The sequence below is a fragment of the Citrobacter sp. Cpo147 genome (genome assembly GCF_030332405.1).
In the GTDB taxonomy this organism is placed as follows: Bacteria; Pseudomonadota; Gammaproteobacteria; order Enterobacterales; family Enterobacteriaceae; genus Citrobacter; species Citrobacter portucalensis.
Genome location: NZ_JAOWHX010000029.1, coordinates 192,331 through 211,471 on the forward strand (window position 1 = coordinate 192,331; position 19,141 = coordinate 211,471).

The 19,141-nt window shown below is 53.1% G+C and carries 16 protein-coding genes; 9 read left to right on the forward strand and 7 right to left on the reverse strand.

Annotated elements, in window-relative coordinates; translation table 11 throughout:
- The first annotated feature begins 23 nt into the window (after positions 1–23).
- Positions 24–1,178, forward strand: a complete 1,155-nt coding sequence (gene cfa, locus OGY06_RS01925) for a cyclopropane fatty acyl phospholipid synthase (RefSeq protein WP_032934180.1) — start codon at positions 24–26, stop codon at positions 1,176–1,178.
- Between the two features lie 90 nt (positions 1,179–1,268).
- On the opposite strand, the gene OGY06_RS01930 is transcribed toward cfa, so the two are convergent.
- Positions 1,269–2,927, reverse strand: coding sequence for a glycerone kinase (locus OGY06_RS01930; protein ID WP_149335550.1), 1,659 nt, complete (start codon positions 2,925–2,927; stop codon positions 1,269–1,271).
- A 561-nt stretch (positions 2,928–3,488) separates the two neighbouring features.
- On the opposite strand from OGY06_RS01930, the gene OGY06_RS01935 reads away from it, so the two are divergent.
- Positions 3,489–4,586 (forward strand): glycerol dehydrogenase, encoded by a 1,098-nt coding sequence (locus tag OGY06_RS01935; protein ID WP_003024745.1) that lies wholly within the window; start codon positions 3,489–3,491, stop codon positions 4,584–4,586.
- 91 nt (positions 4,587–4,677) lie between these two features.
- A complete protein-coding gene (dhaR, locus tag OGY06_RS01940; RefSeq protein WP_003828512.1) occupies positions 4,678–6,603 on the forward strand; it encodes a dihydroxyacetone kinase operon transcriptional regulator DhaR in 1,926 nt (641 codons plus the stop codon).
- On the opposite strand, the gene OGY06_RS01945 is transcribed toward dhaR, so the two are convergent.
- Genes OGY06_RS01945 through OGY06_RS01960 form a run of 4 tightly spaced genes read right to left on the reverse strand, consistent with a single transcriptional unit; the run spans position 6,581 to position 9,096 of the window.
- Complete coding sequence (locus OGY06_RS01945) at positions 6,581–7,111, reverse strand: cob(I)yrinic acid a,c-diamide adenosyltransferase (protein ID WP_003828509.1); 531 nt, start codon at positions 7,109–7,111, stop codon at positions 6,581–6,583. The two genes, dhaR and OGY06_RS01945, sit on opposite strands and share 23 nt — an antisense overlap.
- Positions 7,112–7,465 (reverse strand): glycerol dehydratase reactivase beta/small subunit family protein, encoded by a 354-nt coding sequence (locus OGY06_RS01950; protein WP_003828507.1) that lies wholly within the window; start codon positions 7,463–7,465, stop codon positions 7,112–7,114.
- A gap of 16 nt (positions 7,466–7,481) precedes the next feature.
- On the reverse strand, positions 7,482–8,645 hold the full coding sequence (gene dhaT, locus OGY06_RS01955; protein WP_003024734.1) for a 1,3-propanediol dehydrogenase: 1,164 nt from the start codon (positions 8,643–8,645) through the stop codon (positions 7,482–7,484).
- 22 nt (positions 8,646–8,667) lie between these two features.
- The gene (locus tag OGY06_RS01960; RefSeq protein ID WP_003828504.1) at positions 8,668–9,096 is read right to left on the reverse strand and encodes a GlcG/HbpS family heme-binding protein; all 429 of its coding nucleotides are present in this window, start codon (positions 9,094–9,096) and stop codon (positions 8,668–8,670) included.
- Between the two features lie 392 nt (positions 9,097–9,488).
- On the opposite strand from OGY06_RS01960, the gene OGY06_RS01965 reads away from it, so the two are divergent.
- The 5 genes from OGY06_RS01965 to OGY06_RS01985 all read left to right on the forward strand — a co-directional run bounded on the left by OGY06_RS01965 (position 9,489) and on the right by OGY06_RS01985 (position 14,441).
- Positions 9,489–11,156: a propanediol/glycerol family dehydratase large subunit gene (locus OGY06_RS01965; protein WP_003828502.1), complete on the forward strand. Its 1,668-nt coding sequence runs from the start codon at positions 9,489–9,491 to the stop codon at positions 11,154–11,156.
- Positions 11,157–11,167: 11 nt separating this feature from the next.
- Entirely contained in the window at positions 11,168–11,752 is a 585-nt protein-coding gene (locus OGY06_RS01970; RefSeq protein ID WP_286604526.1) for a propanediol/glycerol family dehydratase medium subunit, read from the forward strand.
- A 2-nt stretch (positions 11,753–11,754) separates the two neighbouring features.
- The gene (locus tag OGY06_RS01975; RefSeq protein WP_063941803.1) at positions 11,755–12,183 is read left to right on the forward strand and encodes a diol dehydratase small subunit; all 429 of its coding nucleotides are present in this window, start codon (positions 11,755–11,757) and stop codon (positions 12,181–12,183) included.
- A gap of 10 nt (positions 12,184–12,193) precedes the next feature.
- The gene (locus OGY06_RS01980) at positions 12,194–14,008 is read left to right on the forward strand and encodes a diol dehydratase reactivase subunit alpha (protein WP_286604529.1); all 1,815 of its coding nucleotides are present in this window, start codon (positions 12,194–12,196) and stop codon (positions 14,006–14,008) included.
- A 109-nt stretch (positions 14,009–14,117) separates the two neighbouring features.
- Positions 14,118–14,441 (forward strand): DUF1889 family protein, encoded by a 324-nt coding sequence (locus OGY06_RS01985; RefSeq protein ID WP_001573898.1) that lies wholly within the window; start codon positions 14,118–14,120, stop codon positions 14,439–14,441.
- A 264-nt stretch (positions 14,442–14,705) separates the two neighbouring features.
- On the opposite strand, the gene OGY06_RS01990 is transcribed toward OGY06_RS01985, so the two are convergent.
- Positions 14,706–16,046: a carbohydrate porin gene (locus tag OGY06_RS01990; RefSeq protein ID WP_284962272.1), complete on the reverse strand. Its 1,341-nt coding sequence runs from the start codon at positions 16,044–16,046 to the stop codon at positions 14,706–14,708.
- 123 nt (positions 16,047–16,169) lie between these two features.
- Positions 16,170–17,564, reverse strand: a complete 1,395-nt coding sequence (locus OGY06_RS01995) for an MFS transporter (protein WP_206160152.1) — start codon at positions 17,562–17,564, stop codon at positions 16,170–16,172.
- Positions 17,565–17,984: 420 nt separating this feature from the next.
- Here OGY06_RS01995 and OGY06_RS02000 point away from each other — a divergent pair, with 420 nt between their 5' ends.
- On the forward strand, positions 17,985–19,016 hold the full coding sequence (locus OGY06_RS02000; protein WP_110496792.1) for a LacI family DNA-binding transcriptional regulator: 1,032 nt from the start codon (positions 17,985–17,987) through the stop codon (positions 19,014–19,016).
- The last annotated feature ends 125 nt before the right edge of the window (positions 19,017–19,141 follow it).

Consider the following 19,141-nt stretch of genomic DNA (forward strand, 5'->3'; position numbering starts at 1 on the left):
TTAGCCCACTTTTGGTAAATACCATGAACTCGCTTTGTTCAGATGCTGTCATCGTCAATGAAACAAATGATAACTGGACCCGAATGGGAAAAGAGCTGCTTTCGCAAGCGGATATCAGAATTAATGGCTCGCGCGCCTGGGACATTCAACTTCATCATACCGGTTTCTTTAAACGGGTATTGCAACAAGGCTCGTTAGGGCTTGGCGAAAGCTATATGGAAGGCTGGTGGGACTGCGAACGGCTCGATATTCTGTTCTGTAAAATCCTGAGAGCAAAACTCGACCAGCAGATGCCAGGTAATCTGAAAGATATTTTACGCATTGCCAGCGCGCGCCTGTTTAATTTGCAGTCACGTAGCCGCGCATGGATCGTCGGTAAAGAACATTATGATATTGGTAACGATCTCTTTGCATTGATGCTTGATCCGCATATGCAATATTCCTGCGGTTACTGGAAAGACGCGACCACATTAGACGATGCGCAAAATGCCAAATTAAAAATGATCTGCGAGAAGCTGCAGCTTAAACCGGGTATGCGTTTACTCGATATCGGTTGTGGCTGGGGCGGGCTGGCGGAATATGCGGCGCGTCATTATGGCGTGGCGGTAGAAGGCGTTACCATTTCCAAAGAGCAGCAGAAAATGGCGCAGCAGCGCTGTGAAGGGCTGGACGTTAACATTCTGCTGCAGGATTATCGCGATCTTGATAAACACTACGATCGCATTGTGTCCGTGGGGATGTTTGAACACGTCGGGCCGAAAAACTACGACACCTATTTCAGCATCGCCGACCGTTGTTTAAAACCGGACGGACTGTTCCTGCTGCATACCATTGGTAGCAATAAAAAAGGGATGAGCGTCGATCCGTGGATCAATAAATACATTTTCCCGAACGGCTGCTTACCGGCAATTTCCCATATTGCCGAGGCCAGCGAATCACGGTTTGTGATGGAGGACTGGCATAACTTCGGCAGCGATTATGATAAAACGCTGATGGCCTGGCATGAGCGCTTTAATCAGGCCTGGCCGGAGCTGTCATCACGTTATTCCGCCACCTTCAGAAGAATGTTTAATTATTATTTATGTGCCTGCGCCGGGGCTTTCCGAGCCAGAGATATTGAGCTTTGGCAGGTGCTGTTTAGCCGCGGCGTAGAGGGCGGGATCCGCGTTTATCGTTAACGTTCTGCCGGATGGCGGCGTTGCCTTATCCGGCCTACAAAGGTTTGCACTCGTAGGCCTGATAAGCGAAGCGCATCAGGCACTTATGGCTTAGCCCAATTCACTCTCTGCCAACGCTTTAAATACCATCGCGACGGCGTGCGCGCCGGGGTCCATATTTCCGAGCAGGCTTTCGCTGCTGAGATACGATGCGCGACCCGCATTGGCTTTACTCGACAAACAGGTTCGTTCGGCTCCCGCTTGCGCGGCGTCGAATGCGGCCTGCAAATTTTTCGGTTGTGCGAGCAGCGAAGTCAGGGCCGGTTGCAGTGCATCAATCATGGTGCGATCGCCTTCGTCTGCGCCGCCGTAAAACTTCATCTGCGCCAGTCCCGTATTCAGGGCTTCGGCAACGTTAGCTCCCTGTTCCAGTTTCTGCCCTGCGGCAGTAAAGAAAATAGACATCAGCACACCGCTGGAACCGCCCATCACCACGGTCAGACGTTCGCCAATCAGCGCGAACAGCGTGGCAAGGTTATCCAGCGGCAACTGCTGACGATGGAGCAGGCTGGCAATTTCCCGCGCGCCTGCGGCAAAGGTTGAACCGGTATCGCCATCGCCGACTTTGGCATCCAGCGCATTAAGATGGGTCTCCAGATCGGAAAGGGTTGTGGTGACAAGCTCCACAATCCCGGCCACCAGGGCGTTCGCCGAAGGCTGGAATTCCACGCGTGCGCTACGCTGAGATGACGGTACACAGCTGATTTCACGCGGTGGGACCGGCGTCGGCCAGTTACTGGTTTCCACCTCGGTGAGCAGCGCTTTTTCGATGCTCTCTTCCAGCACGATGGCCGTCAGTGAAAAGCCTTTCATATCCAGCGCGGTAACCAGCGAGGCCGGGCCAATCAGCCAGTCGATACGCGGATGCAGCGGGCTGCTGGCCAGTTCGCGGGTAATGATGGCCATTTCGGCAACAGAAACGCCGCCAAGATTGTTAATCATCACCGCCAGACGGCCGGTTTCAGGCAGGGCAGCCAGCAGTTTATCCACCATCAGGCTCACCACCTGCGCACTGTTCTGGGTGTCGATAACCGAGGCGCCTGGTTCGCCGTGAATGCCCATACCCAGCTCCGCGTGGCCCAGATGATGACGCGGGGCGGCGTCGGTTTCTTGCGGCAGATGACAGCTGGAAAGCGCAACGCCCAGACTGAAGGTGTTATTGGCCGCGTATTGCGCTTCACGCAGGACGGTGGCGAGGTTGTAGCCGCGTTCGGCAAAATAGCCCGCGATTTTATGCACCAGGATGGTTCCCGCAATGCCGCGCGGGTGTTTGTTATCCGGCAGGGAGATGTCATCGCCGACAATCAGCATTTCGACGTTGTAACCAAGGCGACGGGCTTTCTCGGCGGCAAGACCGAAATTAAGACGGTCACCGGTGTAATTTTTCACGATCAACAAACAGCCCGCCTCACCGGTTACCGCCTGAATGGCGGTCAGTACCGCATCTACGCTCGGGGAAGCGAACACGTCGCCACAGACTGCGGCGGTTAGCATACCTTTACCGATAAACCCAACGTGCGCGGGTTCGTGCCCTGAACCGCCGCCGGAAATGACCGCCACGTTATTTTTGTTGAGGTCACGACGGACCACGATGCGAATGGCTGGATCGCTTTCCAGACGCGCCAGGTTATTCCACGGGCTGGCGATAATCGTACCGTCGATGACGTCGCTTACGAGATGGGTGCGTTGATTAAAAAAGAATTGAGACATAACGGCTCCTTGAGGTTGAGTGTAAGACAAACCCCCGGAAGTATGGTCATGGTGCGGAGGCGATAGAGAGATTCTGGCGAAGTCAGCGTGGAAAAAAACAACGTTAAAATGAGTTTCATTACGGAACGTTGTTATTGTTTTTTGTTCCGAAATGAAACCGAAAAGAACGGGGAACGACCACAATGCGAGCTCGCTCGACTTTTTCCTCTCGCGATGAATGCAGGTCACACGGTACTGTCAGCTTTTTTTTACCGGTATTTTGGCAAGTGAGTGGGTATAAGAGAAAGTGAGATTCGTCTGTGCCGGAGATTTGATGGCAAATGAACGGATCGGGATCGCAAACCTTATATTTTTTATGGTTAAGCGTTCCAATATGAAACATGTGTCGTTTTTATCTGTTTCATATCAGAACAAAAAGACGAAAGATTTTTTTGTGCACGCCTCGCCATACAGTTATTGCATCGCTCCGGTACCTCCCGTTTTCGCCGTCAGCATCAGGCCAAACAGGTTAACGCCAGGGCTCACCATGTAAAAACATGTACTTATTTGAGGATGAAAGGAATGCTAAAAGTTATTCAATCTCCAGCCAAATATCTCCAGGGTCCTGACGCTTCCACCTTGTTTGGTCAATACGCTAAAAATCTGGCGGACAGCTTTTTCGTGATTGCGGATGACTTCGTGATGAAGTTGGCGGGAGAGAAAGTACTCAACGGCCTGCACAGCCACGACATTAGCTGCCATGCGGAACGCTTTAACGGTGAATGTAGCCATGTTGAAATTAATCGCCTGATTGCCATTCTGAAACAGCACGGTTGCCGCGGTGTGGTTGGGATTGGCGGTGGGAAAACGCTGGATACCGCCAAAGCGATTGGCTACTACCAGAAGTTGCCGGTGGTGGTGATCCCGACTATCGCGTCTACCGATGCGCCAACCAGCGCGCTGTCTGTTATCTATACCGAAGCCGGTGAGTTTGAAGAGTATCTTATCTACCCGAAAAACCCGGATATGGTGGTGATGGACACTGCAATCATTGCCAAAGCGCCGGTACGTCTGCTGGTGGCCGGGATGGGCGATGCGCTCTCGACCTGGTTTGAAGCGAAAGCCTGTTATGACGCCAGAGCGACCAGCATGGCGGGCGGACAGTCCACCGTGGCGGCGCTGAGCCTGGCGCGCTTGTGCTATGATACCCTGCTGGCGGAAGGCGAGAAGGCACGCTTTGCCGCGCAGGCCGGCGTGGTGACCGATGCGCTGGAGCGTATTGTTGAAGCTAACACTTACCTCAGCGGCATCGGTTTTGAAAGCAGCGGTCTGGCAGGGGCGCATGCGATCCACAACGGCTTTACGATTCTGGAAGAGTGCCACCATTTGTACCACGGTGAAAAAGTCGCCTTTGGTACGCTGGCGCAACTGGTGCTGCAAAACAGCCCGATGGAAGAGATCGAAACCGTGCTGAATTTCTGTCAGAAAGTAGGCCTGCCGGTAACGTTAGCGGAAATGGGCGTGAAAGAAGACGTTGACGGCAAGATCATGGCGGTGGCAAAAGCGACCTGTGCAGAAGGTGAAACCATCCACAATATGCCGTTCCCGGTAACGCCTGAAAGCGTACATGCCGCTATTCTGACGGCAGACCTGCTGGGACAGCAGTGGCTGGCGCGTTAATCAGTCGTCGGTAGGTTTTTATCCGGCATCTTTTCCCCCTCTGACAGTCTCTGCCGGAGGGGTTGTCTATGGTTAAACAGCGGAAAGGGATATGACGGCGCACACGCATAGCATCGGGAAGGAAGTCTCTTCAGTCATTGCCCAGTCATGGCATCGTTGCAGCAAGTTTATGCAGCGGGAAACCTGGCAGGCGCCGCATCAGGCACAGGGGCTGACCTTTGAGTCGATTTGTCGTCGCAAGACGGCGCTGCTGACGATTGCTCAGGCTGCGCTGGAAGATGCCTGGGAGTTTATGGACGGCCGACCGTGCGCGCTGCTGATTCTGGATGAATCAGCCTGTATTCTCAGCCGTTGCGGTGATCCGCAGACGGTGGAACAGCTGGCGGAGCTTGGGTTTCGCGACGGCAGCTACTGTGCGGAAAGCATCATTGGCAGTTGTGCCCTGTCACTGGCGACGATGCCGGGACAGCCGACAAAAACCTCTGGCGATCAGCATTTTAAACAGGCGCTGCATCCGTGGTCGTTCTGCTCGACGCCGGTCTTCGATAACCATGGTCGACTGTTCGGCTCCATCTCGCTGTGTTGTCTGGTAGAGCATGAGTGCGTTTCTGATTTATCCCTGACGCTGGCGATTGCCAGAGAAGTCGGCAACTCTTTGCTGACCGACAGCCTGCTGGCTGAATCCAACCGCCATCTGAACCAGATGTACGGGCTGCTGGAGAGTATGGATGATGGTGTGATGGCCTGGAACGAACAGGGCGTATTGCAGTTCCTCAATGCGCGTGCGGCGCTGCTTTTGCATCTCGATGCGCAGGCCAGTCAGGGGAAAAACATTCACGATCTGCTCAATCTCCCCATGCTGCTGCGCCGGGCGATCAAACATGCCCGCGGCCTGAATCACGTCGAAGTTACCTTTGAAAGCCAACATCAGTTTGTTGATGCCGTCATCACCCTGAAACCGATTGTTGAGGAGCAGGGCAACAGCTTTATCCTGCTGCTGCATCCGGTAGAGCAAATGCGCCAGCTGATGACCAGCCAGCTCGGCAAGGTGAGTCACACCTTTGAGCAGATGTCGACTGACGATCCGGAAACCCGCCGCTTGATCCACTTTGGACGCCAGGCCGCGAGGGGGAGTTTTCCGATCCTACTGTGCGGGGAAGAGGGCGTTGGTAAGGAGCTGCTGAGTCAGGCCATTCACAATGAAAGCGAGCGCGCCAGCGGGCCGTATATCGCCGTGAACTGTCAGCTGTATGCCAACAGCGTGCTGGGGCAGGATTTTATGGGCAGTGCGCCCACCGACGATGAAAATGGCCGGTTGAGCCGTCTTGAACTGGCGAACGGCGGCACGCTGTTTCTGGAAAAAATTGAATATCTGGCGCCGGAGCTGCAATCCGCGCTGTTACAGGTGATCAAGCAGGGGGTATTAACCCGCCTGGATGCCCGTCGGCTGATTCCGGTGGATGTCAAAGTGATCGCCACCACCACGGTTGATCTCGCCAATCTGGTGGAGCAAAACCGCTTTAGCCGTCAGCTGTATTACGCTCTGCACTCTTTTGAGATAGTGATCCCCCCGCTGCGGGCGCGGCGTAACAGTATTCCCTCGCTGATTTATACGCGGCTGAATAGCCTGAAAAAACGTTTTTCATCCAGTCTGAAGATCGACGACGATGCGCTGGCGCAGCTGGTGGCCTATTCGTGGCCGGGCAATGACTTTGAGCTGAACAGCATTATCGAAAACATCGCCATCAGCAGTGATAACGGCCATATTCGGCTGAGCAATCTACCGGATTATCTGTTTGCCGAACGTCCTGGTCTGGAGACGGCGTCTTCACTGCTGCCAGCCAGTCTGACCTTTACCGCTATCGAAAAAGAGGCGATTATCCATGCTGCTCGCGTCACCAGCGGACGCGTACAGGAGATGTCGCAACTGCTGAACATTGGTCGCACTACCTTGTGGCGCAAGATGAAGCAGTACGACATTGATGCCAGCCAGTTTAAGCGCAAGCATCTGGACTAGTTTCTTCAATTCTCGCCATCGAGAACAGCGCGTCTGACAGTCGGTTGATATAGCGTCTGGGTTCATCGCGTAACGTCAGCGTTCTGCTCATCGCGATAAGGACCCGCTCCAGTCGGCGCGCCAGGGTTCGCGCGACGTGTAGCTGTGCCGATGGCAGATTTTTCCCCGGAATAACAAACTCTTTGAGCGGGCCGCTTTGCGCCATATTGCGGTCAATAAGCTGCTCCAGCGCCTGAATATCCTCATCGCCAATACGCTGTTGTAAGCGAGCGAGTCCTTTCTCATCGCTGGCGAGTTCCGCACCCAGTACAAACAGCATCTTTTGCATGTCGTGCAGATCCTGGCGTAGTTCAGCCTGGTGCGTGCTGGCATAGCAGACGCCAAGCTGGGAAATCAGTTCATCCACCGTGCCATAGGCCTCAACGCGGATGTCGTCTTTGTCGATACGGCTGCCGCCAAACAGCGCGGTCGTGCCTTTATCGCCGGTTCGGGTATAGATGCGGTACATTTAATTTATCTCGCTGAAGGGAAGTACTTTAACCAGTTGACCGGCATTAGCACCGAGGACGCGGAGCTGGGCTGCTCCGGCGCGGATATGCCCACGGATCAGCGCCCGATCTTCGGGCAACTGGGCGTGGGTTAACGCAATATCACCCGTGGCGTTAAGACCCAGACCGACACGTAGCGTTGAGCTTTTGGCCGCAAGTTTGCTCAATGCCAGCGCGCAGTCATGCTCGTCGCAACAGATTGCCCGGCAAGGGACGCCTTGCTCTTCCAGTCCCCAGCACAGCTCATCAAGCACGCGAGTATCCTGCCAGCGTGAGTGATAAAACAGATGTACGCCCGGTGATGAAAGTGACATTGCGCCCCCTGCGTTATCAGAATGCCTGACGGAAGATCTCGGCAATTTCTTTCTCGTTCCCTTTGCGCGGGTTAGAGAAGGCGTTGCCGTCCTTCAGCGCCATTTCCGCCATGTACGGGAAATCGGCTTCTTTGACGCCCAGATCGCGCAAATGCTGCGGAATGCCGATGTCAGCGGAGAGACGGGCAATGGCGTGAATGGCCAGTTCGGCGGCATCCATGGTGGAAAGTCCGTCAGTGTTTTCGCCCATAAATTCTGCGATATCGGCAAATTTCTCCGGGTTAGCGATCAGGTTATAGCGCGCCACGTGCGGGAGCAGTACGGCATTCGCCACGCCGTGTGGCATGTCGTACAGACCGCCAAGCTGATGCGCCATTGCGTGAACGTAGCCGAGGTTGGCGTTGTTGAAAGCCATACCCGCCAGCAGAGAAGCGTAGGCCATGTTCTCGCGAGCTTTCAGGTTGCTGCCCAGCGCTACGGCCTGACGCAAGTTGCGTGCGATCAGGCGAATAGCCTGAATAGCGGCGGCGTCAGTGACCGGGTTGGCATCTTTGGAAATATAGGCTTCTACGGCGTGGGTCAGGGCGTCCATACCGGTCGCGGCGGTCAGCGGAGCGGGTTTGCCGAGCATTAGCAGCGGATCGTTAATGGAGACCGACGGCAGGTTGCGCCAGCTGACAATCACAAACTTCACTTTGGTTTTGGTATTGGTCAGTACGCAGTGGCGGGTGACTTCGCTGGCGGTACCGGCAGTGGTATTCACCGCAACGATAGGCGGCAGCGGGTTGGTCAGGGTTTCAATCCCGGCATAGCTGTAGAGATCGCCTTCGTGAGTTGCCGCGATACCGATGCCTTTACCGCAGTCATGCGGGCTACCGCCGCCAACGGTAACGATGATATCGCAATGCTCTTTGCGAAAAACTTCCAGGCCGTCACGCACGTTGGTGTCTTTTGGGTTGGGTTCAACGCCGTCAAAAACCACCACGTCAATGCCCGCTTCACGTAGATGGGCGAGGGTTTTATCTACAGCACCGTCTTTAATGGCCCGCAGACCTTTATCAGTAACCAGCAGCGCTTTTTTACCGCCTAACAGTTTGCAGCGTTCGCCGACAACGGAAATAGCATTGGGGCCAAAGAAGTTCACATTTGGCACCAGGTAATCAAACATACGATAGCTCATAATATACCTTCTTAGATTTAAATTATAATTCAGAGAAACAATTCAGTGCGGTTTCTGCTAATAATCTGTCTTGTTCGACGGTGCCGCCGCTAACGCCAACGGCACCAATTAATTTACCGTTTAATATGACAGGTAAGCCGCCGCCGAAAATAACAATGCGCTGTTGGTTGGTAAGCTGCAAACCATATAGCGAAGCACCCGGTTGTACCGCGTCGGTAATTTCATGGGTGCCCTGGCGCAGGCAGCAGGCGGTATACGCTTTATTAAGAGAGATATCACAGCTGGTGACAAACGCATCGTCCATGCGTTGCATTAGCAGCGTATTCCCGCCGTGATCCACCACGGAAAAGACCACCGGAACGTTGATCTCAAGCGCTTTAGCCTCAACGGCCTGCGCCATTTTTTTTGCAGCCGCCAGCGTAATGGTGGCAATTTGTTGGCTCTTATTCACAATCTCTCCTGAAAATGTTGTAGGGCTGAGGTCACGAAACATATCGCGCAACAGCTATTTTTATCATTGGCTTTACCTTATTTTCTCGCCGTACGTTATTAAGTCAATAGGACGGAAATTTCAGGAATATCAAATTTACCTTCCCGGTTTTGCGTTTATTGATAATGATCATTTAACCTCGTCACAATTAACGATGGATATTCCTGAATTGCGTTTCAATATGGAACGATGTGTTTTTATTAGGTGCCAAATTGGAACGAAATTAATTTTATTTTTTTATTGCTTGGCTCATTTAGAGTTCGGCCATTGCTGATGAAAGGCGAATGTCGGGTGTTGTGTCCCCGGCAATATGGCCCGGCGTCCCTATTTTTTACCTTTTGAGTCAATAAATCATGAGAAGATCAAAACGATTCGAAGTGCTTGCGAAGCGGCCTGTAAATCAGGATGGGCTGATTGGCGAATGGCCTGAAGAGGGGCTGATCGCCATGGAAAGCCCTTACGATCCGGCGTCGTCGGTGAAGGTGGAAAATGGTCGTATTATTGAGCTGGACGGTAAGAGCCGCGCCGAGTTCGACATGATCGACCGTTTCATTGCCGACTATGCGATTAACGTGGCCGAGGCGGAGCGCGCCATGCAGCTCGATGCGCTGGAGATCGCCAGAATGCTGGTGGATATCCACGTCAGTCGGGAAGAGATTATTGCTATTACCACCGCCATTACCCCGGCGAAAGCGGTGGAAGTGATGGCGCAAATGAACGTGGTGGAGATGATGATGGCGCTGCAAAAAATGCGCGCCAGACGCACGCCTTCCAACCAGTGCCACGTAACTAACCTGAAAGATAACCCGGTACAGATTGCCGCCGATGCTGCTGAAGCGGGGATCCGCGGCTTTTCCGAGCAGGAAACGACGGTCGGGATTGCCCGCTACGCGCCGTTTAACGCCCTGGCGCTGCTGGTGGGTTCCCAGTGCGGTCGCCCCGGTGTGCTGACGCAATGTTCCGTTGAAGAGGCCACGGAGCTGGAGCTGGGCATGCGTGGGCTTACCAGCTACGCCGAAACGGTGTCGGTATATGGCACAGAATCGGTGTTTACCGACGGTGATGACACGCCGTGGTCCAAAGCATTTCTCGCCTCGGCTTATGCGTCGCGTGGCCTGAAGATGCGCTACACCTCCGGCACCGGCTCGGAGGCGCTGATGGGCTATTCCGAAAGTAAATCGATGCTTTATCTGGAGTCACGCTGCATTTTTATCACTAAAGGCGCGGGCGTACAGGGGCTGCAAAACGGCGCGGTCAGCTGTATCGGCATGACCGGCGCTGTGCCGTCAGGGATCCGCGCGGTGCTGGCGGAAAACCTGATTGCCTCAATGCTCGACCTTGAAGTGGCCTCCGCCAATGACCAAACCTTTTCCCACTCCGATATTCGCCGTACTGCCCGCACTCTGATGCAGATGCTGCCGGGTACCGACTTTATTTTCTCCGGTTACAGCGCGGTACCCAACTACGACAACATGTTTGCCGGGTCGAACTTCGACGCTGAAGACTTCGATGATTACAACATTCTGCAACGCGATCTGATGGTTGACGGCGGTCTGCGTCCGGTGACTGAAGAAGAAACCATCGCTATTCGCAATAAGGCCGCACGCGCCATTCAGGCGGTGTTCCGCGAACTGGGCCTGCCGCTGATTAGCGATGAAGAAGTCGAAGCCGCTACTTATGCTCACGGCAGCAAAGATATGCCTGCGCGCAATGTGGTGGAGGATTTAGCCGCCGTGGAAGAGATGATGAAGCGCAATATCACCGGGCTGGATATCGTCGGCGCGTTGAGTTGCAGCGGCTTCGAAGATATCGCCAGCAATATCCTCAACATGCTGAGGCAGCGCGTCACCGGGGATTACCTGCAAACGTCGGCCATTCTGGATCGCCAGTTCGACGTCGTCAGCGCCGTCAACGACATCAATGATTATCAGGGACCAGGTACCGGCTATCGCATCAGTGCCGAACGCTGGGCGGAAATTAAAAATATTGCGGGCGTGGTTCAGCCCGGCTCGATCGAATAAGGCGGTACACAGTGGAATGCACAACTGAATGTAAGCCGGTTTTCACCTTACAGGTGAGCGAAGGCGAGGCGGCTAACGCGGATGAACGCGTGGATGAGGTGGTGATTGGCGTCGGCCCGGCCTTTGCTAAGTATCAGCATAAAACCTTGATTGATATGCCGCACAACGCGATTTTGAAAGAGCTGGTTGCAGGCATTGAAGAAGAGGGGTTACATGCGCGGGTAGTGAGGATCCTGCGCACCTCGGATGTTTCTTTTATGGCATGGGATGCGGCAAATCTCAGCGGCTCAGGCATTGGGATTGGTATCCAGTCGAAAGGAACCACGGTGATTCATCAGCGCGATCTGCTGCCGCTAAGTAACCTGGAACTGTTTTCTCAGGCTCCGCTGCTGACGCTGGAAACCTATCGTCAGATTGGTAAAAACGCCGCGCGATATGCACGTAAAGAGTCGCCTTCTCCGGTGCCAGTGGTCAATGACCAGATGGTGCGCCCTAAATTTATGGCCAAGGCCGCGCTGTTTCATATCAAAGAAACCAAACACGTGGTGCAGGATGCTGCGCCTGTCACGTTGCATATTGCACTGGTAAGGGAATGACCATGAACGACAACAACATGACCGCGCAGGATTACCCATTAGCCACCCGCTGCCCGGAGAAAATCCAGACGCCTACCGGTAAGCCGCTAACCGACATTACCCTTGAGAATGTGCTGGCGGGCCGCGTAGGACCACAGGATGTGCGTATTTCTCAGCAAACACTGGAGTACCAGGCGCAGATTGCCGAGCAGATGCAGCGTCATGCCGTGGCGCGCAATTTTCGTCGTGCGGCAGAACTGATTGCGATCCCGGATGCCCGCATTCTGGAGATCTACAACGCGCTACGGCCGTTTCGTTCTTCGTTTGCCGAGTTGCAGGCCATTGCCGATGAACTGGAACACACCTGGCACGCCAGGGTGAACGCCGGGTTTGTCCGCGAATCGGCAGAGGTATACCAACAGAGAAATAAGCTGCGTAAAGGCAGTCAGTGACGGAGGCAGCATGCCGTTAATTGCAGGGATCGATATCGGCAACGCCACTACCGAAGTGGCGTTGGCGCAGGATGGCCGGTTTATCGGCAGCGGGATTGTCGCCACGACCGGGATGAAAGGCACGCGGGATAATATCGCCGGGGTAGTCGCGTCCCTGCAGCAGGCGCTGGATAAAACGCCGTGGTCGCTGCAGGACGTGGCAAAAATCTGCATCAACGAGGCCGCACCAGTGATTGGCGATGTGGCGATGGAAACCATCACTGAAACCATCATTACCGAATCAACGATGATTGGCCATAACCCGCAAACGCCCGGCGGCGCTGGCGTGGGCATGGGAACCACCATCGCCGTGGAGAAGCTGGCAGCGTTGAGCGAGGATCGATTTGCCCAGGGTTGGATACCGTTGGTGGGTGAGGAGATGGATTTCCTTGAGGCGGTTTGGTTTATCAATGAAGCGCTGGATCGCGGCGTCAACGTGGTGGCGGCCATCCTGAAAAAAGATGATGGCGTGCTGGTGAATAATCGCCTGCATCGGCCAATACCGGTGGTTGATGAAGTCACTCTGCTGGAGAAGGTGCCGGAAGGCGTGCTGGCGGCGGTGGAAGTGGCGGCCCCGGGACAGGTGGTGCGGGTGTTGTCGAATCCTTACGGTATCGCGACCTTCTTTGCCCTGACCCCTGAGGAAACGCAAACTATCGTCCCCATCGCCAGAGCGCTGATTGGCAACCGTTCCGCCGTGGTGCTGAAAACCCCGCAGGGCGATGTGCGATCAAGAGTGATCCCGGCGGGTAAGATCTTTATCCGTGGTGAAAAGCGCGGTGGTGAAGCCGACGTAGCGCAAGGCGCGCAGGCTATTATGCAGGCGATGAGCGCCTGCGCGCCCGTGTGTGATATTCGTGGTGAAGCAGGCACGCATGCAGGCGGCATGCTGGAGCGGGTGCGTAAGGTGATGGCCTCGCTGACCGGTCATGACATGAACACGGTGCATATTCAGGATCTGTTGGCGGTCGATACATTTATTCCGCGCAAGGTGCAGGGCGGCATCGCCGGAGAGTGTTCAATGGAGAACGCCGTGGGCATTGCGGCGATGGTGAAAGCCGATCGTTTACAGATGCAGGCCATCGCCAGTGAGCTGAGCGTCCGGTTAAACACTCTGGTTGAGGTTGGCGGCGTGGAGGCCAACATGGCTGTAGCGGGGGCGTTAACAACACCCGGATGCGCCGCACCGCTGGCGATCCTCGACTTAGGCGCAGGATCTACCGATGCCGCCGTCATCAATAGCGACGGCGTAGTGAAAGCGGTACATCTGGCCGGCGCGGGGAATATGGTCAGCCTGTTGATTCAAACTGAGCTGGGCTTAAGCGATGCATTTCTGGCGGAGGAAATTAAAAAATACCCGCTGGCAAAAGTGGAGAGCCTGTTCAGCATTCGCCATGAGAACGGTGCGGTGGAGTTTTTCCGCGAACCGCTCAGTCCATCAGTATTCGCCAAAGTGGTGTACTTGAAAGAGGGCGAGCTGATCCCGGTAGATAACCAGACTTCGCTGGAAAAAATCTGTCTGGTGCGCCGACAGGCTAAAGAGAAGGTTTTTGTGACCAACTGCCTGCGCGCGTTACGCCAGGTGTCACCCGGAGGCTCTATTCGCGATATGACGTTCGTGGTGCTGGTAGGCGGTTCTTCGCTGGATTTCGAAATCCCGCAGATGATCACCGATGCGCTGGCGCATTACGGCGTTGTCGCCGGGCAGGGCAATATTCGAGGTACCGAAGGGCCGCGTAATGCGGTGGCAACAGGACTGGTTTTAGCCGGAGAAGCAAAAAAATAGCGCAGAAAACAGCCGCGCAAGCGTTTAGCTGCGGGGTAAGTCAAATAAAGGCGATGTTCTCTTTGATATCCCGGCGGAGTTGGGTACATAGTATAAATGTGTCTCTCACGTGGTTAATTTTAAGGATAAGAGCATGCCAACAGCAATTGAGAAAGCATTGGATTTTATTGGTGGTATGAACACTTCGGCGTCAGTACCCCATTCAATGGATGAAAGCACCGCTAAGGGAATCTTAAAGTATTTGCATGACTTAGGTGTGCCAGCGAGTCCGGAAGTTGTGATGGCACGGGGTGAGCAAGAGGGATGGAATCCCGAGTTCACGAAAAAAGTGGCCGGATGGGCAGAAAAAGTCGCCTCCGGTAACCGCATCCTTATCAAGAACCCAGAGTATTTTTCAACCTATATGCAGGAGCAGCTCAAAGAGCTAGTGTGAGCTGACTATCGAATTAAACTCTAACGGACGTTTCCATCTAAGGATGGCGGCGTCCAGAAGGATTGCCACATGCTGCTTATTGAGCAGACATATCTAAACGAAAGATTAATAAAAAAGGACCTGCGATTTCTCGCAAGCCCTTGTGATTTAGTCGCCCCATCTGGATCTGAACCAGAGATCGGGCGGGTTACAACATTAGCCGGTCCCTAGAGGATTTGCCATTTCACTTATTCTGGCTCGGCCAGACGGTATCTGCCCGTTTTATCAGAATTTGATCGTCACCTGATTCCCGACAACCCAGGCATCTTTAATCTCCTCAATTCCTCCCGGATGGGCGAGTAACTGGATGTTAGGACGCACAGTTAGCCACGGAGTAAAGCGAAAACTATAATGCAGCTCTGCGGCATATTCGGATTTGCGAACCGGTACATACAGAGGATTATCATAATCAACGATCCCCCGCATTTGGTTCAAAAGTTCCGCCCGACGGGCTACTCTTTCATTAGCATGCATTTTGCTTACGCCGAAACTGATAAAGTCCTGCGGACGACTGAGGAAAGGGCCTTTATAAATGGCACCTATCTGAACCTGATAGTCCATTGTCGCCGTATTTTTATCATTCATAGCCAAATGCCCGAACAGGCTCAGGCCATTTTCCCGACTGCTGTTTGTTTGAGTAACTTGTTGACCGACATACAGATAACCTCCGTAACGCCCTCCGTGACGCCGCGCAGCCTGGTGAGTGAGAACATAGGGATCGCCATTGTCGTCATCCAGTACATCATTCGCGTCTGCCGTGTTATACCATCCCCCGATTTTCCAGACGCCAGGGAGTTTTGCCGCGCCGAAAGTGGGGAGGTATCCCAATTCCAGAAGATACATGTACCCCAGATGCCCGGTTCCATCCAGCTCGAAGCTTCCGTGTCGGGTGGCGTAATTAGGGTTATATTGAAACGCACCAGCTTGAACGTAAAGGGCGGGCTCAGGACTATATTTGAGGCGCGTTCCCCACTGACCGATAGGCGTGTTATACCAGACACCACTGCCATGTCCGGCTAAAGAACCACAAAGCGACAGGTTCTGAAAGTAACAGCCACTGTTATCGAAATCCTCGCCTTGCGGCATCAGGCCCACTTTGATATCAAGCTTTTTATCCCACCAGGATTTTTTGAACCAAAACTGTGTCGCATGTAAGGTTTGGCCCCGACCATAATTACTTTGTACCCCAGAGCCTATTACCGACGCGCGCGGATCCTGCAGCCGATCCTGGGTCAGATCTCTACCATTACGATTATTCACCGATGCTTTAAATTCACCGTCGCGAATACCAAAGACCTTTTCCAGATCCATATCGACGCCGATAATATACTGGTCACTGTAACGCAGTGTCTTATCGCGATCATAACCGCCGGAAATATTGGTAGCAGTCATCGATCCATATTCCAGTGTAAAATTATAGCCACGATTACGTAATTCCGTACGCACTCCTCCCCACTCTCCGGTCATATTTTTCGTTGTTGGAGAAAAGAGTGTATCGTTAGCCATTGCCAGTAAAGGGTATAGTGAAATCAGCAGCATCATGCCGCTATTTATGCATTTGTTCATGTTTTTCTCCGCCCACAGATTATGCAGGGCTATGGGCTATTCCCGATAATGCGTAATTGAATCAGCCGACTACGCCGACCTTCTGTTGGATGGGGCCCCTGTTATTCCGGAGCCACTGACCGTCTATGGCGACAGCTCTTCTAATGATTTTCCTTTTGTTTCAATGGCAAAAAGCCAGGTAATCAAACCGCCAATCAGTGCAATAACTGCGAAAGTGACAAACACAAAGCGGATACCGAATCCACTTACAATAAAACCAACCATCAGTGGGCCAATGGATGAACCAGCGCGTAGCCATGCACTGGACCAGGCGGTGCCAATGGCACGCAAACGGGTGGGGTAAAGTTCAGCGGCATAGAGATAAAGCGAAAAGGCGATGGTCTGAAGAATGGCGTAGGTCAGACTTCCCAAAATAAGAATTTCAACAGCAGATTTCGCGCCCATTACAGAAAGAGTAACCAATGGAACAATGGCCAATAGAAATGCCCATGTATACCAACGCTTACGTCCGACACGGTCAATCATTAAGGCGCAAATCACCGAAGCAACTACGCCGCAGGAAGAGGTGATCCATCCGTAGGCCAGGCTGGTATCGAGAGAGAGGTTAAACCAGGTTTTATAGAGGGTCGGGAACCAGGTGATCATTCCGTTGTTGACGCTGTAAACCGTCAGCCACAGTCCCCACAGCATAAAGGTTCGGGCTTTATAGATACCGCCGAAGAGAGCTTTTACCCCTTCAGGCGCCGCTTTTTGAAGCGCAGGGGGGCTAATTTCAGGCTCGGGTAATGACATCCCACGCTTAATAACCTCAGATTCCAGCGTGGATACGATGCTGTTCGCTTCCTTTAACCTACCTCTTGAGGCCAGCCAGCGCGGGGATTCAGGCATCAGCCAGCGTAGTGGGACGGTTAGCGCAGAAGGAACTAATCCAATCAAAAACATTACCTTCCATCCATAGATGGGGACAAGAAAATACCCCACTAACCCCGCAAACATCATTCCGATTGGGAAAATCACCTCATACAACAAAAAGAAACGCCCACGCTTTTTCGCTCCTACAAATTCATTGATATAGGCGCTGGCTACGGGAACCTCTGCACCGATCCCCACCCCCTGCAAAAAGCGAATAATAAGGATTGACCAGCCGTTCCATGCAAACAGGCAAGCCGCATCCATCAAGACGAACATGACGATGGTGATGCGTAACACGCCGATACGGCCTATTTTTTCCGCCAGAGAACCAAAAAATAGTGCGCCGCACAGTTGGCCTACATAGCTAGCCGCAATAATAAGACCGACAAATGTTGGTGTCAGTCCCCACTCCTGAGTGAGCTGGGGGAGGGCAAATGCGATTGCAATAATGGTATAGGCATCGAAAAAAGTAGATAGGCCGACGATAACGCGGATCGCCTTGAGCCGTCGGGTGATGGGAAGACGTTCCAGCCTTGCCAGCAGTGCTTCTGATGTCACTGTGTCGCTGGCAACAGCGTAATTTGAAGCAATAACCTGAGTGGACATAGTATTACCCTGTTAAAGGTTGTCTGGGGCATACACGCAAGTTTCTGAATAACAATAGGGAACGCCCCTTGTTCACATGACGTGTTGCGTATGATGCTGTCTGAATTCGTTTGTGGTAACGTTATTGCAATCGATTTCACTCTCAGCTAATCCTTTGCTGGATTAGATGCTAAGTCAATTACGCTAGTTGTATAATTGTCGAGCAGTTCACAATCTGAAAAAACTCACCAGAAAAAAGTAAGTTGTGAAGACAAAGCAAAATGAATGAACGGCCAGTTGGGCGTAACCAGACAAAGTGAAGTACCATTCTTTTGTCCTGGCGAAGTTTGACGTAAGATCTTCTCACCCTTGGTGCGCAAGATGGTATCTGTTAAACGGACAACACGAATTATTACCCGCATTGATGAGTTGGAGCAGCAGATGGACCAGGAAAGTGAACTGAATGATTTGCAGGAAAAGAAGCTGGCAACAATGCGGGATGTCGCTCGCGTTGCGGGCGTTAGCGTTTCGACCGTTTCGCGGGTACTTGATGAAAGATTGCCCACCTCGCGCAGCGCTTCAGCAGATAAAATTCGCCAGGTCGCGAGAGAGCTGGGCTACCGTCGAGACTATGTAGCTTCCAGCCTGCGGCGTGGCGATACCGGGACGCTTGGCGTCCTGGTTCCAAGGCTAACCGATGCCGTCACGGCGATGCTTTTTGAAGAGATAGCCAGAGCTGCAGCCAGAAGAGGATATTTCGCGATTGTTGCGACCTGCGGTGACAGTCAAGAACAGGAGAAAAAGGCCGTTGAGTCTCTGCTGGATCGCAGGGTGGATGGGTTGATCATGTCGACTTGCCGACTGGACGATCCTTTACCGCAAACACTGCGCGAACGGAATATTCCGCATGTCCTGGCGTTACGTACAGATGGTTTTAGCCCCTCTTCAGTAGGGGACGATGAGCTTGGTGGATATCTGGCAACCCGCCATCTTATCGATTTAGGCCACCGTGACATTGGTTTAATTGGTGGCCCCGATTTTGCCTCCAACGCCCGCAACCGTAGTAAAGGCTTTGAACGGGCAATGCGGGAAGCCGGGTTGAGCATAAGAGAGGAATGGTGCTGCCATTCTGATTTTAATATCGCATCCGGAGAGGAGCAGGGAATAAAAATTCTCAGCACACGTCATCGCCCAAGCGCGCTGTTTGCCGTTAATGACGAACTCGCAATTGGCGTACTGGCGGCAGCGCACCAGCAGGGTCTGATGATTGGAGAAGATCTTTCTCTCGTGGGATATAATGATATTCCGCTGGTGAGCCGATTACCTGTGGCACTGACCTCGGTCAGAACTCCGCTTGAGCATATCGCCAGTAACGCGGTTGATATGTTATTGAATCCAGAGGTAAACAATAACATCAGGATTACCACACCTTCTCTTATCCCTCGTAAGTCTACCTCATCTCCACGTAAATAATTCGACTGAGATCCTCACTGGCTTTCTCACAGGGAGCCAACCAGGGTTGCACTGCCATAACGGATCTCATCTCGGGTGCAAAATGCGTTTGTTTGTGATCTGTGTTGTATTTTTGACCACAATGG

Excerpts from the sequence above, each read along its gene's own strand:
- cfa (WP_032934180.1), top strand. The coding sequence starts at position 24 with ATGAACTCGCTTTGTTCAGATGCTGTCATCGTCAATGAAACAAATGAT.
- OGY06_RS01930 (WP_149335550.1), bottom strand. The coding sequence starts at position 2,927 with ATGTCTCAATTCTTTTTTAATCAACGCACCCATCTCGTAAGCGACGTC.
- OGY06_RS01935 (WP_003024745.1), top strand. The coding sequence starts at position 3,489 with ATGCTAAAAGTTATTCAATCTCCAGCCAAATATCTCCAGGGTCCTGAC.
- dhaR (WP_003828512.1), top strand. The coding sequence starts at position 4,678 with ATGACGGCGCACACGCATAGCATCGGGAAGGAAGTCTCTTCAGTCATT.
- OGY06_RS01945 (WP_003828509.1), bottom strand. The coding sequence starts at position 7,111 with ATGTACCGCATCTATACCCGAACCGGCGATAAAGGCACGACCGCGCTG.
- OGY06_RS01950 (WP_003828507.1), bottom strand. The coding sequence starts at position 7,465 with ATGTCACTTTCATCACCGGGCGTACATCTGTTTTATCACTCACGCTGG.
- dhaT (WP_003024734.1), bottom strand. The coding sequence starts at position 8,645 with ATGAGCTATCGTATGTTTGATTACCTGGTGCCAAATGTGAACTTCTTT.
- OGY06_RS01965 (WP_003828502.1), top strand. The coding sequence starts at position 9,489 with ATGAGAAGATCAAAACGATTCGAAGTGCTTGCGAAGCGGCCTGTAAAT.
- OGY06_RS01975 (WP_063941803.1), top strand. The coding sequence starts at position 11,755 with ATGAACGACAACAACATGACCGCGCAGGATTACCCATTAGCCACCCGC.
- OGY06_RS01980 (WP_286604529.1), top strand. The coding sequence starts at position 12,194 with ATGCCGTTAATTGCAGGGATCGATATCGGCAACGCCACTACCGAAGTG.
- OGY06_RS01990 (WP_284962272.1), bottom strand. The coding sequence starts at position 16,046 with ATGAACAAATGCATAAATAGCGGCATGATGCTGCTGATTTCACTATAC.
- OGY06_RS01995 (WP_206160152.1), bottom strand. The coding sequence starts at position 17,564 with ATGTCCACTCAGGTTATTGCTTCAAATTACGCTGTTGCCAGCGACACA.
- OGY06_RS02000 (WP_110496792.1), top strand. The coding sequence starts at position 17,985 with ATGGACCAGGAAAGTGAACTGAATGATTTGCAGGAAAAGAAGCTGGCA.